Here is a 19,748-nt window from a genome sequence, read left to right as displayed (position 1 = left end):
TCTTGTGGGTGGTGGTGGTGACCACGTCGGCGAACGGCACCGGGTTCGGGTAGACGCCAGCGGCGACCAGGCCGGCGACGTGGGCCATGTCGACGAACAGGTAGGCGCCGACCTTGTCGGCGATGGCGCGGAAGCGGGCGAAATCGAGGACCTGGGAATAGGCGGAGAAGCCGGCGACGATCATCTTCGGCTTATGCTCCACGGCCAGGCGCTCGACTTCGTCGTAGTCGATCAGGCCATTGGCGTCGATGCCGTACTGCACAGCGTTGTACAGCTTGCCGGAGGAGGAGACGCTGGCGCCGTGGGTCAGGTGACCGCCGTGGGCCAGGCTCATGCCGAGGATGGTGTCGCCGGCCGACAGCAGGGCCAGGTAGACCGCGGCGTTGGCCTGGGAGCCGGCGTGCGGCTGGACGTTGGCGTAATCGGCGCCGAACAGTTGCTTGGCGCGGTCGATGGCCAGTTGCTCGACGATATCGACGTACTCGCAGCCGCCGTAGTAGCGCTTGTGCGGATAACCTTCGGCGTACTTGTTGGTCAGCACCGAACCCTGGGCTTCCATCACCGCCGGGCTGGTGTAGTTCTCGGAGGCGATCAGCTCGATGTGCTCTTCCTGGCGCTGGGCTTCCTGCTCCATCGCGGCAAAGAGTTCGGCATCGTAGCGGGCGAGGGTCAAATCACGGCTGAACATGGCGGTCCTCATAAGGATCGGTGCTGGGAAAAGGCGCGCATTCTAACCCATGCGGCGGGTGCTGGCACATGAAAGGCCATCATGTCGCGGACAAGCGGCGCTCAAGCGCGCCGCACGGCGGCTCAGCCCTCGTTGAACATGAACAGCACGTCGCTGGCGTAGAGCATGCCGAACTGCTCGGCGGGCATCGGCCGGCCGAACAGGTAGCCTTGCACCTCGTCGCAGCCGTGCTCGCGAAGGAAGTCCAGCTGGGCCTGGCTCTCCACGCCCTCGGCGATCACCATCAGGTTCAGGCTGTGGGCCATGGCAATGATCGCCCGGGCGATCTGTGCGTCCTGTTCGCCGTGGGGCAGGCCGTCGACGAAGCTGCGGTCGATCTTCAGCACGTCGATGGGGAACTGCTTGAGGTAGTTCAGCGAGGAGTAGCCGGTGCCGAAGTCGTCCACCGCGATGGCCAGGCCGAGGCGCTTGAGCCCGGAGAGGATCTGCATGGCCTCGGCGACGTCACTCATCAGGATGCTTTCGGTCAGCTCCAGCTCCAGGCAGGCCGGCGGGATGCCTGTCTCGTAGAGGATCGCGGCGATCCGCTCGCCCAACTGGCCATCGGCGAACTGCCGTGCCGAGAGGTTCACCGAGACCTTTGGCACCCGCACCTTGGCCTTGTGCCAGCTGCGCAACTGCTTGCAGGCTTCCGCCAGCAGCCAGTCGCCGACCTGGGCGACCAGGCCGATCTCCTCCAGCACCGGAATGAACTCGCTCGGCGGAACCAGTCCGCGGCGCGGATGCTGCCAGCGCAGCAGGGCCTCGGCGCCGGTCAGGCGGCGGCCGTCGCCGGTGAACTGCGGCTGGTAGTGGAGGACGAACTCGCCCAGTTCCAGGGCGCGGCGCAGGTCGCTTTCCAGTTCCAGGCGCTCCAGGGCGCGGGCGTTCATCTCGGCCTGGTAGAACTGGAAGTTGTTCTTGCCCATCTCCTTGGCGTGGTACATCGCCGTGTCGGCGTTCTTCATCAGCAGGCTCAGTTCGGCGCCGTCCTGGGGCGACAAGGCCACACCGATGCTGGCGGTGACGAAGAATTCACGGCCTTCCAGGGTGAACGGCCGGGCCAGACGGCCGAGGATCAGCTCGGCGACCTGGATCGCCCGTTTCAGGGCGATCTCGCGGTCGCCCTGGGAAGGCAGCAGCAGGGTGAATTCGTCGCCGCCCATGCGCGCCACGGTATCGTCCTGGCTGACGCAGGCGCTCAGGCGGGTCGCCACTTCCTGCAGCATGCGGTCGCCGGCGGCGTGGCCGAGGGAGTCGTTGATCGGCTTGAAGCGGTCGAGGTCGAGGAACATCAGCACCACCCATTGGCCGTTGCGCTCGGCCTGTTGCAGGGCGGTATGCAGACGGTCCTGGAACAGCGTGCGGTTGGGCAGGTGGGTGAGGGCGTCGTAGTAGGCCAGGCGGTGGATGCGCCGCTCGCTGGCCTTGCGCTCGCTGATGTCGCTGAAGAAGCAGACGAAGCTGACCAGGTCGCCTTCCTCGTCGCGCACCGCGGTGATGCCGACCCAGGACGGATAGAGTTCGCCGGTCTTGCGCTTCTGCAGGATCTCGCCTTCCCAGCTGCCGCTGTGCTGCAGGCTGGCGAGCACGTGCTTGAGCTGGTTGGCTTCCTGGCGGTCGGCGGTGAGCAGGCGCGGCTGCTGGTCGAGCACGTCGGCCGGGCTGTAGCCGGTCAGGCGCGAGAAGGAATCGTTGACCTGGACGATGTAGCCGGCCGGGTCGGTGACCATGATCGCCGCCGTGGAGTGTTCGAATACCGTCGCCGCCATCCGCAGCTCGCGTTCGGCGCGGCGCTGCTGGCTGATGTCGCGGGCGATGCCGAGCAGGCCTTCGAAGCGGTCGTGCTCGTCCCACATCAGGACGATCCGCAGTTCGATGGGAATCTTGCGTCCGTCGGCGCGCAGGCAGTCGAGGGCGAACAGATGCTGGCCAGGGTTTTCCCGCAGCTCGGCGAGCTTCTGGCGGTCGCCGATGGCGTGTCGCACGCGGCGCAGCAGGCCGTTCAGGCGGCCGAGCTGGCGCGGGTTGGTGGCGGTCTGGTGGAGGCCGTTGAGCAGCGCCCATTCCGGGCTGTAGCCGAACACGTGCTGTACCGAGGGGCTGACGTAGCTGGCGTTGAGTTCGGCGTCGGTGGAGAAGATCACGTCGCTGATGTTTTCCGCCAGCATGCGGTAGCGTCGGCCGTTCTCGCGCAGCGCGTTGTTCGCCTCGACGGTGAAGGTGATGTCCTTGGCCACGCCGATCAGGCGCGCCACGCGACCGCTGCGGTCGCGGCTGAAGGCCTGCTCGCGGATGTCGAACCAGTGCCAGCGGCCGTCGCGGTGGCGCCAGCGCAGCTGGCTGTCGAGCAGCAGGCCGTCGCCGACCACGTGCTGCAGGTTGCGGATGCGCCAGTAGTATTCCTGGTCGTCGGGGTGCAGCAGGGTTTCCCAGAAGTTCTCGCCCATCCGCGCCAGTTCTTCCTGGTTGTAGCCCAGTTGCTGGCCCAGGTGATGGTTGCTGAAGATCACCCGGCGCGCGTGCAGGTCGTGGATGTAGAGGGTATCGGGCACCGCCTGGACCGCGTCCGACCAGAACTTCTCGCGCTCGATCAGCGACAGTTCGACTTCCTTGCGACTGGTGACGTCGGACAGGCTGAGGGTCACCGCATGCCATTCGCCGGGGTTTTCCGGCAGGCGCAGTTGCAACCACAGGTGCCGCGGCGTGCTCTTGCCGCAGCGCAGCGTGGCTTCCAGTTCGAGTACCGGCCGGCGTTCGATGAGCGCCTCGATCACCTGCAGGCGCAGGCTGTCCGGTTGTAGCGGGCCGTGGTCGAGCAAGCGCTGCCAGGCCTGTTCGGTGGACTCGATCTGCAGCAGGCGGCGACTGACATCGTTGATCTCGGTGATGCGGATCCGCTCCAGCAGCGCCTGCTGCCGCCCGGGTTCGCCGGCGAGCCAGGCGCGCAGTGCGGCGCAGCTGTCCAGGCCTTGTTCCACCAGAGCCTGGCGCAGGGCGGAGAGGTCGAGCACGCAGAGGGCCACGCCGACCCCTTCGAAGATGTCCTGGTAGCGCCGCCGGGTTTCCTCCAGGACGCCGAGGGCGTGCTGTTCCTCGGTGACGTCGCGCAACACCCAGACCTGCCCGCCCTGGAGGATCTGCTCGCGGAGAGTCCAGGCCTGGTCGGCGAGCGCCGGATAGCTGGCCAGCGGATGGCGGCTGAGGGTGAACGTCCGCGGCTCGCCGCGTACCCGCAGCGGCAGCAACTCGCTACGGGTCTCGCCGTCGCCACCGGCGTCCGTCAGCCAGCCTGGCTCGAGGTCCGGCAGCAGGCCCAGCAGGTGATGCTGGCGGGCCTGGGCCGAACTGATGCCGAAGAGGCGTTCGGCCTGGGGATTGAGGTAGCTGAGGCGGCCGTCGGCGCGGGTCACCAGCACCCGCTCGTCGATCGCCGCCAGTGCCGTGGCCGCCTGGCGCAGGCTGCGCTGCGAGGCCAGGGTCATGGCGCGCAGGCCTTGCTGCTCGCGGTGCAGGCGCAGCAGCATGTACACGGTGACGCCGACCAGCAGGAGGAAGATCGCCAGCTCGCCGCCGATTCCCGGCAGCAGGCCGAGCCGCACCCGGGTGCTGTCGTAGAGCCCGCGAAGCTGCCAGTCGCTGTTGCGCAGCGGTTCCACGCCGAGGGTCTGCATGTCGTCGAGCAGCGCCGTGCTCCCTGGGGTATGCCAGAGCACCCGTCCGGCGTATTGGTCTTCCAGGCGCCAGAGCAGGTTGCCGGTGGGCAGGTCGGGACTCCACTGGGCGAGGCTGTCGCTGGCCAGGTGCAACAGCCAGAAGCCGCTGTCGCGGCGGCTGCCGGGTTCGCGCAGGGTCAGGTAGAGGGATTCGCCGTCGCGCGGGTCGAGGCAATAGTGGTAGAGGCCGGAGCCGGCGTGCTGGCGCAACTGCTCGGGCAGCGTCGTTTCCGGCGACGGGCTGCCCGTCTGCGGGGCGCTGTCCACCCATTGCAACTGGCGGACCTGCGGCAGCGCATCGCTGATGCGCGGCAACAGCCTGCCCTGGATCTCGCCACGCTCGCTGGGGGGCATGCCCGGGAGCAGGGCGAGGGCGGTGCGCGCCTTGAGTTCGAGGGTCAGGGACAGGCGGTCGTTGAGACGATCGAGCTGGGCCGCGGCCCGCTCGTGTTCGAAGCGTTCCTGCTGGCGCAGCTCCTGGCTCATCTGCCAGAGCAGCAGGCCGAGCATCAACAGGACCAGCAACAGCAGGCCAGCCTTGGCTGCCGGTCGGTCGGGTACGGTCAGTGGGTCGCCGGCGGGAGGCGGCGACGGGGTTAGCGAGGGGGTCGACACTGACCGGAATTCCTGGGGGAGGTGTGATTCGGTAGACAGTTAGGATGCCCGGAAGCAAGGCCAAGTGCCAGTATCGCCGACGAGCGTCACGGTCCTTTCCGCCTGTCGAGGCACTTTGTCGCAGGACCGGTGACGACTGATCTTCCCGAGTGTCGAGCAGGCCTCCGGGCGGCCGAAGTCGACGGCACGCGGATCGGTCCGTGCCATGCGGCGACGAGAGGGGCGCCGCCGCGGGCGCAAGGGTCAGGAGCGCGCCGGATTGGAGGCGCCATGGAGGAACATCTGCTCCAGGGTATGCGCGGAATTGGAGCTGGCCGCCCGTCCGCGACGTTCCGCATCGACCATGCCGTAGACCAGGGTGATGAACAGTTCGGTGAACACGGCCGCCGTGATGTCGATGCGAAACACGCCTTTCTGCTGTCCGCGCAGGAAGAAGGCGTCCAGCGCTTCCAGGTAGGACTGCCAGCGTGCGCCTTCGCCGTGCGGGTCGAGGAAGTCCGGGCGGTACTGGAATACCAGGAATACCAGCAGCTCGCGGTGGGTGAGGTGTTCCTTGATCAGGCGCTGCAACGCCTCCAGAGGCTCGGCATGCTCCAGGTCGCAGGCCTGGATGATCTGGTTCAGTACGGTCTCTCCGTGGTCCTCGAGCATCTGCACCAGGTTGTCCCGCGTGCCGCAGAAGCGGTGCAGGGTGGCCTTGCTTACGCCGGCCGCCTCGGCCAGTTCCTTCAGCGTCGCTCGCGGGCGGTCGACGATAGCGACTGCCAGCGCCTTGATGAGTCGCTCGTCATGGGAAATCAGGGTCATCGATGGGTCCCGGTTGGTTTTTCTGATTGTGCGCATTGTGCAGAAAACTGGCCTCGCGTCCAAAGGAATTAGCTGTCAAAAGATCATTTGAGACAATATTGACTCAATTAGCTCGAAAAAGTACCATTCGATCCGTTTTCAATCAACGGTCGGGTGTGTCATGGCTGATTTGCGTGCAATAGGAAGGATCGGGGCGTTGGCTATGGCCATCGCGTTGGCGGGTTGTGGGCCGGCGGAAGAGCGACAGGAGGCCGCCGAAATGGTGTTGCCGGTGGAGGTCCTGACGGTGCAGGCCGAGCCCCTGGCGCTGAGTTCGGAACTGCCTGGGCGGATCGAACCGGTGCGGGTCGCCGAGGTGCGCGCGCGGGTGGCCGGCATCGTCGTGCGGAAGCGCTTCGAGGAGGGCGCCGACGTCAAGGCTGGCGACCTGCTGTTCCAGATCGATCCGGCACCGCTGAAGGCTGCGGTGTCGCGCGCCGAAGGTGAGCTGGCGCGGAACCGCGCGGTGCTGTTCGAGGCGCAGGCGCGGGTGCGTCGCTACGAGCCGCTGGTGAAGATCCAGGCGGTCAGCCAGCAGGACTTCGATACCGCCACCGCCGACCTGCGCAGCGCCGAGGCGGCGACCCGCTCGGCCCAGGCCGACCTGGAGACCGCGCGCCTGAACCTCGGCTACGCCTCGGTCACTGCGCCGATCTCCGGGCGCATCGGCCGCGCGCTGGTGACCGAGGGCGCGCTGGTCGGGCAGGGCGAGGCGACGCTGATGGCGCGTATCCAGCAGCTCGATCCGATCTATGCGGATTTCACCCAGACCGCGGCCGAGGCCCTGCGCCTGCGCGACGCCCTGAAGAAAGGCACCTTGGCCGCCGGCGACAGCCAGGCGCTGACCCTGCGCGTCGAAGGGACGCCCTACGAGCGCCAGGGCGCGTTGCAGTTCGCCGACGTGGCGGTGGATCGCGGCACCGGCCAGATCGCCCTGCGCGGCAAGTTCGCCAACCCCGACGGGGTCCTGCTGCCGGGCATGTACGTGCGCGTACGTACGCCCCAGGGCATCGACAACCAGGCGATCCTGGTGCCGCAACGGGCCGTGCACCGCTCCAGCGACGGCAGCGCCCAGGTGATGGTGGTGGGCGCCGACGAGCGCGCCGAGGCGCGCAGCGTCGGTACCGGCGTCATGCAGGGTTCGCGCTGGCAGATCACCGAGGGCCTGGAGCCGGGTGACCGGGTCATAGTCGGCGGCCTGGCTGCGGTGCAGCCGGGGGTGAAGATCGTGCCGAAGCCGGATGGTGCCCAGGCGCAAGCCCAGTCACCTGCGCCGCAACAGTAAGGGCGGGTTCGCCCCGAGGATTTTCCGATGTCCGAATTCTTCATCAAGCGGCCGAACTTCGCCTGGGTGGTGGCCCTGTTCATCTCCCTGGCCGGCCTGCTGGTCATTTCCAAATTGCCGGTAGCGCAGTACCCCAATGTCGCGCCGCCACAGATCACCATCACCGCCACCTATCCCGGCGCCTCGGCGAAGGTGCTGGTGGACTCCGTCACCAGTGTGCTCGAGGAGTCGCTGAACGGCGCCAAGGGCCTGCTCTACTTCGAGTCGACCAACAACTCCAACGGCACCGCCGAGATCGTCGTCACCTTCGAGCCGGGCACCGATCCGGACCTGGCCCAGGTGGACGTGCAGAACCGCCTGAAGAAAGCCGAGGCGCGCATGCCGCAGGCGGTGCTGACCCAGGGCCTGCAGGTCGAGCAGACCAGCGCCGGTTTCCTGCTGATCTATGCGCTCAGCTACAAGGAAGGCGCTCAGCGCAGCGACACCACCGCCCTCGGCGACTACGCCGCGCGCAATATCAACAACGAGCTGCGGCGCCTGCCGGGCGTCGGCAAGCTGCAATTCTTCTCTTCCGAGGCGGCCATGCGGGTCTGGATCGATCCGCAGAAGCTGGTGGGCTTCGGCCTCTCCATCGACGACGTGAGCAATGCCATCCGCGGGCAGAACGTGCAGGTGCCGGCCGGCGCCTTCGGCAGCGCACCGGGCAGTTCCGCGCAGGAGCTGACGGCGACCCTGGCGGTGAAGGGCACCCTGGACGATCCGCAGGAGTTCGGCCAGGTAGTGCTGCGCGCCAACGAGGACGGCTCGCTGGTCCGGCTCGCCGATGTCGCGCGCCTGGAACTCGGCAAGGAGAGCTACAACATTTCCTCGCGACTGAATGGCACGCCCACCGTGGGCGGGGCTATCCAGCTGTCGCCCGGGGCCAACGCGATCCAGACCGCTACCTTGGTGAAACAGCGTCTCGCCGAACTGTCGGCGTTCTTCCCCGAGGACATGCAGTACAGCGTGCCCTACGACACCTCGCGCTTCGTCGACGTGGCCATCGAGAAGGTGATCCACACCCTGATCGAAGCGATGGTCCTGGTGTTCCTGGTGATGTTCCTGTTCCTGCAGAACGTCCGCTACACCCTGATCCCGTCCATCGTGGTGCCGGTGTGCCTGCTGGGTACGCTGATGGTGATGTACCTGCTGGGGTTCTCGGTGAACATGATGACCATGTTCGGCATGGTCCTGGCGATCGGCATCCTGGTGGACGACGCCATCGTGGTGGTGGAGAACGTCGAGCGGATCATGGCGGAGGAGGGGATTTCCCCGGCCGAGGCCACGGTCAAGGCGATGAAGCAGGTATCCGGCGCCATCGTCGGCATCACCCTGGTGCTCTCGGCGGTGTTCCTGCCGCTGGCTTTCATGGCCGGTTCGGTGGGGGTGATCTACCAGCAGTTCTCGGTGTCGCTGGCGGTCTCGATCCTGTTCTCCGGCTTCCTCGCCCTGACCTTCACCCCGGCGCTGTGCGCCACGCTGCTCAAGCCCATTCCCGAAGGGCACCACGAGAAGCGCGGCTTCTTCGGCGCCTTCAACCGTGGCTTCGCCCGCGTCACCGAGCGCTATTCGCTGCTCAACTCGAAGCTGGTGGCGCGCGCCGGACGCTTCATGCTGGTGTACGCCGGCCTGGTGGCCATGCTCGGCTACTTCTACCTGCGCCTGCCGGAAGCCTTCGTGCCGGCGGAAGACCTCGGCTACATGGTGGTCGACGTGCAACTGCCGCCTGGCGCTTCGCGCGTGCGCACCGATGCCACCGGCGAGGAGCTCGAGCGCTTCCTCAAGTCCCGCGAGGCGGTGGCTTCGGTGTTCCTGATCTCGGGCTTCAGCTTCTCCGGCCAGGGCGACAATGCCGCGCTGGCCTTCCCGACCTTCAAGGACTGGTCCGAGCGAGGCGCCGAGCAGTCGGCCGCCGCCGAGATCGCCGCGCTGAACGAGCATTTCGCGCTGCCCGACGATGGCACGGTCATGGCCGTGTCGCCGCCACCGATCAACGGTCTGGGTAACTCCGGCGGCTTCGCATTGCGCCTGATGGACCGTAGCGGGGTCGGCCGCGAAGCGCTGCTGCAGGCTCGCGATACTCTTCTTGGTGAGATCCAGACCAACCCGAAATTCCTTTACGCGATGATGGAAGGACTGGCCGAAGCGCCGCAACTGCGCCTGTTGATCGACCGGGAGAAGGCCCGCGCCCTGGGGGTGAGCTTCGAGACCATCAGCGGCACGCTGTCCGCTGCCTTCGGCTCGGAGGTGATCAACGACTTCACCAATGCGGGGCGCCAACAGCGGGTGGTGATCCAGGCCGAACAGGGCAACCGGATGACCCCGGAAAGCGTGCTCGAGCTATACGTGCCTAACGCTGCTGGCAACCTGGTACCGCTCAGCGCCTTCGTCAGCGTGAAATGGGAAGAGGGACCGGTGCAATTGGTGCGCTATAACGGCTACCCGTCGATCCGCATCGTCGGTGACGCCGCGCCCGGCTTCAGCACCGGCGAAGCCATGGCGGAAATGGAGCGCCTGGCCGCGCAGCTGCCGGCCGGCATCGGCTACGAGTGGACCGGCCTGTCCTATCAGGAGAAGGTCTCCGCCGGGCAGGCCACCAGCCTGTTCGCCCTCGCTATCCTGGTGGTGTTCCTGTTGCTGGTGGCGCTCTACGAGAGCTGGTCGATCCCGCTGTCGGTGATGCTGATCGTGCCGATCGGCGCCATCGGCGCGGTGCTCGCGGTGATGGTCAGCGGTATGTCCAACGACGTGTATTTCAAGGTCGGCCTGATCACCATCATCGGTCTTTCGGCGAAGAACGCGATTCTCATCGTCGAGTTCGCCAAGGAACTCTGGGAGCAGGGGCATAGCCTGCGCGACGCCGCCATAGAGGCCGCGCGCCTGCGCTTCCGGCCGATCATCATGACTTCCATGGCGTTCATCCTCGGCGTGATACCCCTGGCCCTGGCCAGCGGTGCCGGCGCGGCGAGCCAGCGTGCCATCGGCACCGGAGTGATCGGCGGGATGCTCAGCGCCACCTTCCTCGGCGTGCTGTTCGTACCTATCTGTTTCGTCTGGCTGCTGTCGCTGCTGCGCAGCAGGCCGGCACCCATCGAACAGGCCGCTTCGGCCGGGGAGTGAACGAGATGCGCAAACCTGCTTTCGGCGTATCGGCGCTGCTGATAGCCCTGACCCTCGGCGCCTGCTCCATGGCGCCGACCTACGAACGTCCCGCCGCGCCGGTGGCCGACAGCTGGAGCGGCGCCGCCGCCCAGCGCCAGGGCGCGGCGATCGACACGCTGGATTGGAAGAGTTTCATCGTCGATGCCGAACTACGCCGCCTGGTGGACATGGCCCTGGATAACAACCGCTCGCTGCGCCAGACCCTCCTGGATATCGAGGCGGCCCGCGCGCAGTACCGAATCCAGCGCGCCGACCGGGTTCCGGGCCTGAATGCCGCTGCCACCGGCAACCGCCAGCGGCAGCCGGCCGACCTGTCCGCCGGCAATCGCTCGGAAGTGGCCAGCAGCTACCAGGTCGGGCTGGCCCTGCCGGAGTACGAACTGGACCTCTTCGGTCGGGTCAAGAGCCTGACCGACGCCGCCCTGCAACAGTACCTGGCCAGCGAGGAGGCGGCGCGTGCGGCACGGATCGCCCTGGTCGCCGAGGTCAGCCAGGCCTACCTGAGCTACGACGGCGCCCTGCGGCGCCTGGCGCTGACCCGTCAGACCCTGGTCAGCCGCGAGTATTCCTTCGCCCTGATCGACCAGCGCCGCGCGGCCGGCGCCGCCACCGCGCTGGACTACCAGGAAGCCCTTGGCCTGGTGGAGCAGGCGCGCGCCGAGCAGGAGCGCAACCTGCGGCAGAAACAGCAGGCATTCAACGCGCTGGTGTTGCTGCTGGGCAGCGACGATGCCGCGCAGGCGATTCCGCGGAGTCCGGGGCAGCGGCCGAAGCTGCTGCAGGACATCGCTCCCGGCACGCCGTCCGAGCTGATCGAGCGACGCCCCGACATCCTTGCCGCCGAACATCGTTTGCGGGCGCGCAACGCGGATATCGGCGCGGCGCGCGCGGCGTTCTTCCCACGCATCAGCCTGACCGGCAGCTTCGGCACCTCCAGCGCGGAAATGTCCGGCCTGTTCGATGGCGGCTCGCGCTCCTGGAGCTTCCTGCCGACGCTGACGCTGCCGATCTTCGATGGCGGGCGCAACCGTGCCAACCTGAGCCTGGCCGAGGCGCGCAAGGATTCGGCGGTGGCTGCCTACGAGGGGACCATCCAGACCGCTTTCCGCGAGGTCGCCGACGCCCTGGCGGCCAGCGATACCCTGCGTCGCGAAGAGAAGGCCCTGCGCGCCCTGGCGAACAGCAGCAACGAAGCCCTGAAGCTGGCCAAGGCACGCTACGAGAGTGGCGTCGACAACCACCTGCGCTACCTCGATGCGCAGCGCAGCAGCTTCCTCAACGAGATCGCCTTCATCGACGGCAGCACCCAGCGGCAGATCGCCCTGGTCGACCTGTTCCGCGCGCTCGGCGGAGGCTGGGACGAGGGACGGAGCCTGGTGGTACATCGAGGCGGCAGGAGTTGAGCGGGTAAACGTGTGGGAAACGGTGCTAGCGGGTGGCAACTGCCGCCCGCTCAAGGGCTGGCAGGTTGTGCGGGGTTCGACGCGCCACGCAGGAACAGCTCCTCGAGTGTGGCGGACAACCCGGCGCTGGCCGCGCGACCGCGGCGCTCGGCATCGACCATGCCGTAGATCAGGACGATGAAGAGTTCGCTGAAGGTCGCCGCGCTGATATCGATACGGAACACACGCTTCTGCTGGCCGCGCAGGAAGAAGGCGTCCAGGGCTTCGACATAGGACTGCCAACTGGCGTCCCCATGCCCGGCCTGGCGTCCCGGGTTCTGCTCGAACATCAGCAGCGCCAGCAGGTCGCGCTGGGCGAGGTGTTCCCGGATCAGCTCGCGTAGCGCTTCCCGCGGCTCCAGCCGCTGCAGGGCGGCGCTGTGGGTGAGGCGTTCGAGGGTACTCCTGGCATGGCTTTCCAGGCGCCGCTTGAGACCTTCGCGGGTACCGCAATGACGGTTCAGGGTTGCCCTGCTCACGCCTGCCAGTTCCGCCAGTTCTCCCATGGTGGCGCGCGGATGATTGACCATCGCGGTGGCCAGGGCCTTGAGCAGGCGCTGGTCTTGATACGACGGGGTTGGCGTTGGGTCGAGACTGTCCCTGTGCGGCGAGTCGGGTAGCTGGGCGGGTCTGGGAGCGAGTGTCATTTTTGAGGTTTTTTTTGTTCTTTTGAGACTGGTTTGGATCAATTGTAGCAGGATGGATCTACCCACGCCTTGCTTCGCGTCAGGTCTTGAGAGGCAGCACCATGGCCGCGAGCAATGCCAGGCCCACCCAGATCCCGCACGGGGCGATGGTCGCCGCCTCGCTCAGGCAGAACGCCTTCGACAGGACGAGGGTAGCGGAGACGGTAAGGGCGGCCAGTACGCTGCTCAGCGTCACCGTAGCGGCCTGGAATCGGACGGCGAACATTCGCCGGCAAAGCGCCTCGCCCCACGAAAACCGGGGTGGCTGGCCAGCTTTCTCTCGGTCTGTCATATACTTGGCCGAGTTTTTTTCCTTTTCTTCATGAGGTGCTCGTTTTGGCTCAGTACGTCTACACCATGCATCGGGTCGGCAAGATCGTTCCGCCCAAGCGTGAAATCCTCAAGGACATCTCCCTGTCGTTCTTCCCCGGCGCCAAGATCGGCGTGCTCGGCCTGAACGGCGCGGGCAAGTCCACCCTGCTGCGGATCATGGCCGGCGTCGACACCGAGATCGAAGGCGAGGCCCGGCCGATGCCGGGGATCAACGTCGGCTACCTGCCGCAGGAGCCCAAGCTGGACCCGCAGGCCACCGTGCGCGACATCGTCGAAGAGGCCGTCGGCCAGATCAAGCAGGCCCAGGCGCGGCTGGACGAGGTCTATGCCGCCTATGCCGAGCCGGATGCCGACTTCGACGCCCTGGCCGCCGAGCAGGCCAAGCTGGAGGCGATCCTCCAGGCATCCGACGGACACAACCTGGAACGCCAGCTGGAAGTCGCCGCCGACGCCCTGCGCCTGCCGCCGTGGGATGCCAAGGTCGAGCACCTGTCCGGCGGCGAAAAGCGCCGCGTAGCGCTGTGCCGCCTGCTGCTGTCGGCTCCCGACATGCTGCTGCTGGACGAACCGACCAACCACCTGGACGCCGACTCGGTGGCCTGGCTGGAGCATTTCCTGCACGACTTCCCCGGCACCGTGGTGGCGATCACCCACGACCGCTACTTCCTCGACAACGTCGCCGGCTGGATCCTCGAACTCGACCGTGGCCATGGCATCCCGTTCGAAGGCAACTACTCCGGCTGGCTGGAATCCAAGGCCGCCCGCCTGGCCCAGGAAGCCAAGCAGGAAGCCTCCCACGCCAAGGCCATGAAGGCCGAGCTGGAGTGGGTACGCCAGGGCGCCAAGGGCCGCCAGGCCAAGTCCAAGGCGCGCCTGCAGCGCTTCGAGGAACTGCAGTCGCAGGAATTCCAGAAGCGCAGCGAGACCAACGAGATCTACATCCCGGCCGGTCCGCGCCTGGGCGACAAGGTCATCGAACTGCACAATGTGACCAAGGGCTACGGCGACCGCGTGCTGATCGACAACCTGTCCCTGAGCATTCCCAAGGGCGCCATCGTCGGTGTGATCGGCGGCAACGGCGCGGGCAAGTCGACCCTGTTCCGCATGCTTACCGGCAAGGAGCAGCCGGACTCCGGCACCATCGAGATCGGCGAGACCGTGCAGATCGCCAGCGTCGACCAGAGCCGTGACAGCCTGGAAGGCAACAAGACCGTGTGGGAGCAGGTTTCCGACGGTTTCGAGCAGATCAAGATCGGCAACTACGAAGTCCCGTCGCGCAGCTATGTCGGTCGCTTCAACTTCAAGGGCGCCGACCAGCAGAAGTTCGTCAAGGACCTCTCCGGCGGTGAGCGTGGCCGTCTGCACCTGGCCCTGACCCTGAAGCAGGGTGGCAACGTGTTGCTGCTCGACGAACCGTCCAACGACCTCGACGTGGAAACCCTGCGTGCGCTGGAAGAGGCGCTGCTGGACTTCCCCGGCTCCGCCATCGTGATCTCCCACGACCGCTGGTTCCTCGACCGGATCGCCACCCACATCCTCTCCTACGAGGACGATGGCAAGGTGACCTTCTTCGAAGGCAACTACACCGAGTTCGAGGCCGACCGCAAGAAGCGCCTGGGCGACGCCGCGGCCCAGCCGCACCGCGTGCGCTACAAGAAACTGGCGTAAGCGCGCCCTCGAGAAACCGCCCGCCGGCGTTGCCGGCCGGCGGTTTTTTCATGCCTGGAATTCAACGAGCCATGCGCAGGGGAACATGGGAACTGCGCAGGACACCTCCATCGGCGGTACCCGGGGGGCTCCCAAGCAGCATGCCTGAGCCTTCACCTAACTAAAGATGGGGGTGCATCGACGGCCGCGATGGTGTCAGCTCTGCTAGTGGTCTGCGCAGCCGATCCGTGCGCTCAATACCGCCTGCCCGGAGAGGCCGCGCCATATGGCGAAGCCCGGCGGAATCGAGTACCGGCATTGGCCGGGCGGACCAGCCGCTACCTTCGCTCGGCGCTGGCGCCTCGGGGTAGCGTTGCCGGTGGTGGCGGCTTGTGCGCTGTCTCCATCATCAGCAGTATGGCCGTTCGGCCTGTATCGCCGGCCTTGCGGCGGTACGACCGGGCGGGCCTTGAAGGGATGCGAGCGGTCGGGTGCGAATGCCAACAACAAACAAGCACGAATCATTGATCTCCCTGCAGGGGATCGGCAAGGGCTACCTCCTGGGGGGGCAGCCGCTGCAGATACTGAAAGACGTCTGCCTGGACATCTTTCCCGGAGAAAGCTGCGCGATCGTCGGCGCGTCGGGCTCGGGCAAGAGCACCCTGCTGAATATCCTCGGCCTGCTCGACCGCCCGGACAGCGGCGCCTACCGCTTCGCCGAGCACGACATCTTCAGCGTCGACGGGGACCGACTGGCGGCGATCCGCAATCGCCTGATCGGCTTCGTCTTCCAGAGCTTCAACCTGTTGCCGCGGCTGAACGCGCTGGACAACGTCGCGCTGCCCCTGAGCTATCGAGGGATGCCGCGCCGCGAGGCACTGGAGCGGGCCGAGGCGATGCTCGCCCGGGTCGGCCTGGCCGAGCGCGCCGGCCATCGTCCAGCGGACCTCTCCGGCGGCCAGCGGCAGCGCGTCGCCATCGCTCGCGCGCTGGTCGGCGAGCCGGCGCTGATCCTCGCCGACGAACCAACCGGCAACCTCGACGCGAGCACCGCGAAAGAAGTGCTGGAGCTGCTTCTCACGCTCAACCGCGAGCGCCAGGTGACCCTGGTGGTGGTCACCCACGATCCCGGCCTGGCCGCCCGTCTCGGGCGCCAACTGACAGTACGGCATGGCGAGGTGCACGAGGACCTGGCGGAGGCCTGCCGGTGAGCGCCAGCCCGTCGCCCCGGCAATTGCTTCACGAGGCCCTCGCCAGTCTTCGCGGGCTGGGGCGCCGCTCGCTGCTGGCGTTGCTGGGTATCGTCATGGGCTGTTCATCGGTGATCGCGATGCTGAACATCGGCAGCAACGCGACCGACGAAGCGATGAGCATCTTCAAGGACATGGGCACCGACACCCTGGTGGTGCAGTTCCCGTTCGCCCCGCAGGCGCCGATGCCGATGCCGGCGTCACTCGACACCGAACCGCTGCTCCGCGACGTGGCCGGTCTGGAGCACCTGGCGGCGCTGGGCCTGTACTCGGCCCCGGTGACCTTTCACGGACGCACCAGCAACGCCAGTATCGTCGGCGCCAGCGCCGGGCTCGCAGCCGCCGCCAGGCTACGGCTGCGCGAAGGACGTTTCCTCTCGCACTTCGACGATCACGACACCTACGTGGTGGTGGGCGCGACAATCGCCGAGGCCCTGGGGGCGCCCGGCGATCCGCTGCGCCTCGGCGAGCAACTGACGGTCAACGACTATCTGTTCCGCGTGATCGGCATTCTCCAGCCGCAGGCCAGCGCCGCTCTCTTGCCGTTCGCCGCCAACGACTCGCTGTTCGTGCCGGCGCCGGGCATGCCGCGCCTGCAGCCGGCCGCCGAGGTCAGCCACGTGGTGGCGCGGGTCACGCCGGGAGCGGACGTCTATAGCGTCGGCGCGGCCCTGGGCGCGGCCCTGACGGCGCGGTTGCCCGGTCACGAGGCGCAGGTCCAGGTCTCGCAGCAGGTGCTCGATGGACTCAAGCGGCAGACCCGGACCTTCACCTACCTGCTGGCCGGACTGGGGATCATCTCCCTGCTCGGCGGCGGCGTCGGAGTGATGAACGTGATGCTGATGAGTGTCGCCGAACGCCGCCGGGAAATCGGCGTGCGCATGGCGCTGGGCGCGCGCCAGCGGGACATCCGCAACCTGTTCCTGATCGAGGCGGTGACCCTGACCGCCGCGGGCGCGCTGTCGGGCGCGGTGCTCGGCGTGGCGACTGCGTATCTCTACGCCAGGTTCTCCGGCTGGACCTTCTCTCTGGCCTACGCGGCCCTGCCGCTGGGGATGGGCAGTACCCTGCTGGTGGGGCTGTTCTTCGGGCTCTATCCGGCGGTCTCGGCGGCTCGCCTGCAACCGGTCGAGGCGCTGCGCGATGAATAGGTGGGGCCTGGGCGTGCTGTGGCTGGTCGCCGCTCTTCCGGTGGCGGCCAGCGTCAACCCGGCGCTGAGTCCGGACGTACCGAGCATGGCCCGCGAGCAGGGCAGGTCGGTACTGCTCAGCGAGCAGGTGATCGACCTCAGCCTGAGCGACGCGGTCTATCTTGGCCTGCGCAACAACCGTGGAATCCGTAGCGCCTACCTGCAACGAATCGCGCAGAAGTTCGACCTGCGGGTCGCCGCCGACGCCTTCAACCCGAAGCTGGTGGTGCGCGGCGACTATCGCGCCAACCGCGCCACCGAAGACCGCACGAGGACCAGCAATGTCTCGCCCACCGCGACCCTGCTTGGCGAATATGGCACTCGCTTCAGCCTGGCCTGGGTGAAGCAGTTCCGCACCGCCGACGAGGCCGGGCGCTACCGCAGCGATGGCCTCGACCTGACCGTCGTCCAGCCGTTGCTGCGCGATGCGGGCTGGGACGTCACCACCGCGCCGCTGCGCCTGGCACGTCTCTCCGAAGACGCCAATCGCCTGCAACTCAAGGCCAGCGTGTCGCAGACCATCAGCCAGGTCATCGGTGCCTACCGGGAGCTGCTGCGCGCCCAGGAGCAGGCGCGCATCGCTCGCGAAGCCCTGGCGCGGACCCAGGAGCTGCTCGAGGTCAACCGGGCGATGATCCGCGCCGGGCGAATGGCCGAATTCGAGATCGTGCAGACCGAGGCCGACGTCGCCAGCCAGGAGCTCAACGTCGAGGAGTCCGCCAACCAGGTCGACAGCGCACGCCTGGCCCTGCTGCAACTGCTGGCGCTGGACCTGTCGACGCAGATCCGCGCCAGCGATGCGCTGGCCGCCACGCCGATCGAGGTCGACCGCCAGCAGGCGATCAGGACCGCCCTGCAGCAGCAACCGGAATACCTGCAACGCCTGATCGGCAGTCGCCAGGCCGACCTCAACCTGGTGCTGGCGAAGAACCAGCGCCTGTGGGATGTCTCGCTGGTGGGCGGCGCCAGCCAGATCCGCGACCGCTACAGCGAGGGCGGTGGCGACAATTCACGCAGCTGGGACAGCTACGCCGGGGTACAGGTGGAAATTCCCATCGGCGACCTCAGCCGCCGGCAGGCCGAGGTGCGCGCCCAGGTCGACGTGGAGAACCAGAAGATCCTGATCGAGGATGCCCGGCAGACCCTGGAGCAGAACGTCATCGATGCGGTGCGCGACCTCGGCACGCGCTGGCGCCAGTACCAGATCGCCCAGCGCGCCACCGCCTTGTCGCGGCGCAAGCTGGAGATCGAGCGGGAAAAGCTGCGCGTCGGGCGTTCGAGCAACTTCCAGGTGCTGAGCTTCGAGACCGACCTGCGCAACGTCGAGAACACCCAATTGAATGCCCTGATCTCGTTTCTCAATGCGCAGACGCAGCTCGACCTGATCGTCGGCATGACCCTGGATAGCTGGGAGATTTCGCTCAATGACCACTGACCGGTTTTCCTTCCTGCGCCGGCCCGCATTGCCGCTCGCCGCCGGCCTGGCGGTTGTCGCGGCGCTGGCCTGGCTGGTCCTCGCCGGCGGCACCGCGAAACGCACGGAAGGGGAGCGCTGGGTCGCCGTACGGGCGGCCCCGCTGGTGCATCAGATCGGCCTGGTCGGACGCCTGGAACCGGGGCGCGTGGTGACCCTGGCGGCGCCCTTCGCCGGCAATGTCGAGGCGCTGCTGGTGGAGCCGGGACAGCGGGTCGCGGAAGGACAGGAGCTGCTGCGCATGGACACCCGCGAGATCGCCGTGCAGGTGCGCGAGGCACAGTCGGCGTTGCTCAAGGCCCGTCGCACCCTGCAGGACCTGCGCGACTGGGAGCGTGGCGAGGACATGGCGCGGGTCCGTCGTGCCCTGCGCAGCGCGCAGTTGGCGCAGAGCAGCACCGAGCGCAAGTTGCGCGAGACCCGCGAGCTGTTCCAGCGCGGGATCGTCCCGCGCAACGAACTCGACGATCTCGAACAACAGGCCAGCCAGCAGCGCATGGACCTGGAGGCGGCCCGGCGGGAAGTGGAGTCGACCCGCGCCAAGGGGCAGGGCGAGAATCGCCAGATCGCCGAAATGGACCTGGCCAACGCCAGCGTGAAATACGAGACGCTGCAGGCCCAGCTGGATGGCCGTACGGTGCGCGCGCCCTTTGCCGGTATCGTCGTCGCGGCGCCCGGCCTGGCTGGCGAGCAGGGCAGCCGCGAACCGGTGCAGGCCGGTAGCAAGCTGGGGCAGGGCCAGGCGTTGTTCGGCCTGGCCAGCGTCGAGCGGCTGAAGGTATCTGCGAAGGTTTCCGAACTGGATATCAACCAGTTGCGCGAAGGGCAGGCGGTGGAAATCAGTGGCGACGGCTTCGAGGGCACCACGCTGGCGGGCGTCATCGCCGCCCTCGGTGGTCAGGCTCTGCCCGGCATGGCCCAGGGAGGTAGCCCGCAGTTCGAGGTGACGGTATCGGTAGCGCCGCTCGATCCCCGCCAGTTGCAGAAGATTCGTCTGGGAATGAGCGCCAAGCTGACGGTCACCACCTATCGCAACGAACAGGCCATCGTCGTGCCGCCGGAGGCGATACGCCACGAGGGTGACCGGCTGTTCGTGGACTTTCGCCAGGCTCCCGGCGCCAGCGTGATGGCGCAACAGGTCAAGATCGGACGCTCCACGCCGGAGGGCGTGGAGGTGTTCGAGTTGCAGCCGGGTCTCGTTCGCGTGCCGTCATCGTCCGACCGATAGTTGGCAACCTAACTTTGGGTTGGCTGGGTCGCTTCGCGAGCTGCCAATTCTGGTAGGTACGCCCCGTCATGGTGCGTTTCTTCCCGACGCGGATGTTGACAGAGGTAT

The 19,748-nt window shown here is 67.2% G+C and carries 13 protein-coding genes; 8 read left to right on the top strand and 5 right to left on the bottom strand.

Annotated features, from left to right (window positions below):
- The 3 genes from HMPREF2914_RS17240 to nfxB form a co-directional block, all read right to left on the bottom strand.
- Positions 1–688: serine hydroxymethyltransferase (locus tag HMPREF2914_RS17240; protein WP_139147671.1), on the bottom strand; the 688-nt coding region annotated here is incomplete at its 3' end.
- A 122-nt stretch (positions 689–810) separates the two neighbouring features.
- Entirely contained in the window at positions 811–5,058 is a 4,248-nt protein-coding gene (gene morA, locus HMPREF2914_RS17235) for a cyclic di-GMP receptor MorA (protein WP_011666766.1), read from the bottom strand.
- A gap of 243 nt (positions 5,059–5,301) precedes the next feature.
- Positions 5,302–5,865, bottom strand: a complete 564-nt coding sequence (gene nfxB, locus HMPREF2914_RS17230; protein ID WP_003094842.1) for an efflux pump transcriptional repressor NfxB — start codon at positions 5,863–5,865, stop codon at positions 5,302–5,304.
- 160 nt (positions 5,866–6,025) lie between these two features.
- On the opposite strand from nfxB, the gene mexC reads away from it, so the two are divergent.
- From mexC to oprJ, 3 genes are read left to right on the top strand one after another with little or no spacing between them, the layout of a single operon-like run.
- Positions 6,026–7,189, top strand: coding sequence for a multidrug efflux RND transporter periplasmic adaptor subunit MexC (gene mexC, locus HMPREF2914_RS17225; protein ID WP_004352726.1), 1,164 nt, complete (start codon positions 6,026–6,028; stop codon positions 7,187–7,189).
- 27 nt (positions 7,190–7,216) lie between these two features.
- Positions 7,217–10,348, top strand: a complete 3,132-nt coding sequence (gene mexD / locus HMPREF2914_RS17220; protein WP_023092945.1) for a multidrug efflux RND transporter permease subunit MexD — start codon at positions 7,217–7,219, stop codon at positions 10,346–10,348.
- Between the two features lie 5 nt (positions 10,349–10,353).
- The gene (gene oprJ, locus HMPREF2914_RS17215) at positions 10,354–11,793 is read left to right on the top strand and encodes a multidrug efflux transporter outer membrane subunit OprJ (protein WP_003112802.1); all 1,440 of its coding nucleotides are present in this window, start codon (positions 10,354–10,356) and stop codon (positions 11,791–11,793) included.
- 50 nt (positions 11,794–11,843) lie between these two features.
- Here the strand turns inward: oprJ and escR are convergent, their stop codons facing one another.
- Positions 11,844–12,362 carry a TetR/AcrR family transcriptional regulator EscR gene (gene escR, locus HMPREF2914_RS17210; protein WP_003094834.1) on the bottom strand — a complete coding sequence of 173 codons (519 nt, stop codon included), beginning with the start codon at positions 12,360–12,362 and terminating at the stop codon, positions 11,844–11,846.
- Positions 12,363–12,558: 196 nt separating this feature from the next.
- Positions 12,559–12,744 carry a hypothetical protein gene (locus HMPREF2914_RS17205; RefSeq protein ID WP_023980537.1) on the bottom strand — a complete coding sequence of 62 codons (186 nt, stop codon included), beginning with the start codon at positions 12,742–12,744 and terminating at the stop codon, positions 12,559–12,561.
- A gap of 110 nt (positions 12,745–12,854) precedes the next feature.
- Here HMPREF2914_RS17205 and ettA point away from each other — a divergent pair, with 110 nt between their 5' ends.
- The 5 genes from ettA to HMPREF2914_RS17180 all read left to right on the top strand — a co-directional run bounded on the left by ettA (position 12,855) and on the right by HMPREF2914_RS17180 (position 19,640).
- The gene (gene ettA / locus HMPREF2914_RS17200) at positions 12,855–14,519 is read left to right on the top strand and encodes an energy-dependent translational throttle protein EttA (protein ID WP_003094829.1); all 1,665 of its coding nucleotides are present in this window, start codon (positions 12,855–12,857) and stop codon (positions 14,517–14,519) included.
- Positions 14,520–15,022: 503 nt separating this feature from the next.
- The gene (locus HMPREF2914_RS17195; RefSeq protein ID WP_003112804.1) at positions 15,023–15,709 is read left to right on the top strand and encodes an ABC transporter ATP-binding protein; all 687 of its coding nucleotides are present in this window, start codon (positions 15,023–15,025) and stop codon (positions 15,707–15,709) included.
- Positions 15,706–16,899, top strand: coding sequence for an ABC transporter permease (locus HMPREF2914_RS17190; RefSeq protein ID WP_023092942.1), 1,194 nt, complete (start codon positions 15,706–15,708; stop codon positions 16,897–16,899). Before HMPREF2914_RS17195 ends, HMPREF2914_RS17190 begins: the two co-directional genes overlap by 4 nt.
- The gene (locus tag HMPREF2914_RS17185) at positions 16,892–18,373 is read left to right on the top strand and encodes a TolC family protein (RefSeq protein WP_003110719.1); all 1,482 of its coding nucleotides are present in this window, start codon (positions 16,892–16,894) and stop codon (positions 18,371–18,373) included. Before HMPREF2914_RS17190 ends, HMPREF2914_RS17185 begins: the two co-directional genes overlap by 8 nt.
- A complete protein-coding gene (locus HMPREF2914_RS17180) occupies positions 18,363–19,640 on the top strand; it encodes an efflux RND transporter periplasmic adaptor subunit (RefSeq protein ID WP_003141568.1) in 1,278 nt (425 codons plus the stop codon). Before HMPREF2914_RS17185 ends, HMPREF2914_RS17180 begins: the two co-directional genes overlap by 11 nt.
- Positions 19,641–19,748 lie beyond the last annotated feature (108 nt).

This window comes from Pseudomonas sp. HMSC067G02 (assembly GCF_001813485.1).
In the GTDB taxonomy this organism is placed as follows: Bacteria; Pseudomonadota; Gammaproteobacteria; order Pseudomonadales; family Pseudomonadaceae; genus Pseudomonas; species Pseudomonas aeruginosa.
The sequence above is the reverse complement of the archived record's forward strand: the minus strand, read 5'-3'. Positions and strand labels throughout refer to the sequence as shown.

Excerpts from the sequence above, each read along its gene's own strand:
- HMPREF2914_RS17180 (WP_003141568.1), top strand. The coding sequence starts at position 18,363 with ATGACCACTGACCGGTTTTCCTTCCTGCGCCGGCCCGCATTGCCGCTC.
- oprJ (WP_003112802.1), top strand. The coding sequence starts at position 10,354 with ATGCGCAAACCTGCTTTCGGCGTATCGGCGCTGCTGATAGCCCTGACC.
- mexC (WP_004352726.1), top strand. The coding sequence starts at position 6,026 with ATGGCTGATTTGCGTGCAATAGGAAGGATCGGGGCGTTGGCTATGGCC.
- nfxB (WP_003094842.1), bottom strand. The coding sequence starts at position 5,865 with ATGACCCTGATTTCCCATGACGAGCGACTCATCAAGGCGCTGGCAGTC.
- mexD (WP_023092945.1), top strand. The coding sequence starts at position 7,217 with ATGTCCGAATTCTTCATCAAGCGGCCGAACTTCGCCTGGGTGGTGGCC.
- HMPREF2914_RS17205 (WP_023980537.1), bottom strand. The coding sequence starts at position 12,744 with ATGTTCGCCGTCCGATTCCAGGCCGCTACGGTGACGCTGAGCAGCGTA.
- escR (WP_003094834.1), bottom strand. The coding sequence starts at position 12,362 with ATGGTCAATCATCCGCGCGCCACCATGGGAGAACTGGCGGAACTGGCA.
- HMPREF2914_RS17185 (WP_003110719.1), top strand. The coding sequence starts at position 16,892 with ATGAATAGGTGGGGCCTGGGCGTGCTGTGGCTGGTCGCCGCTCTTCCG.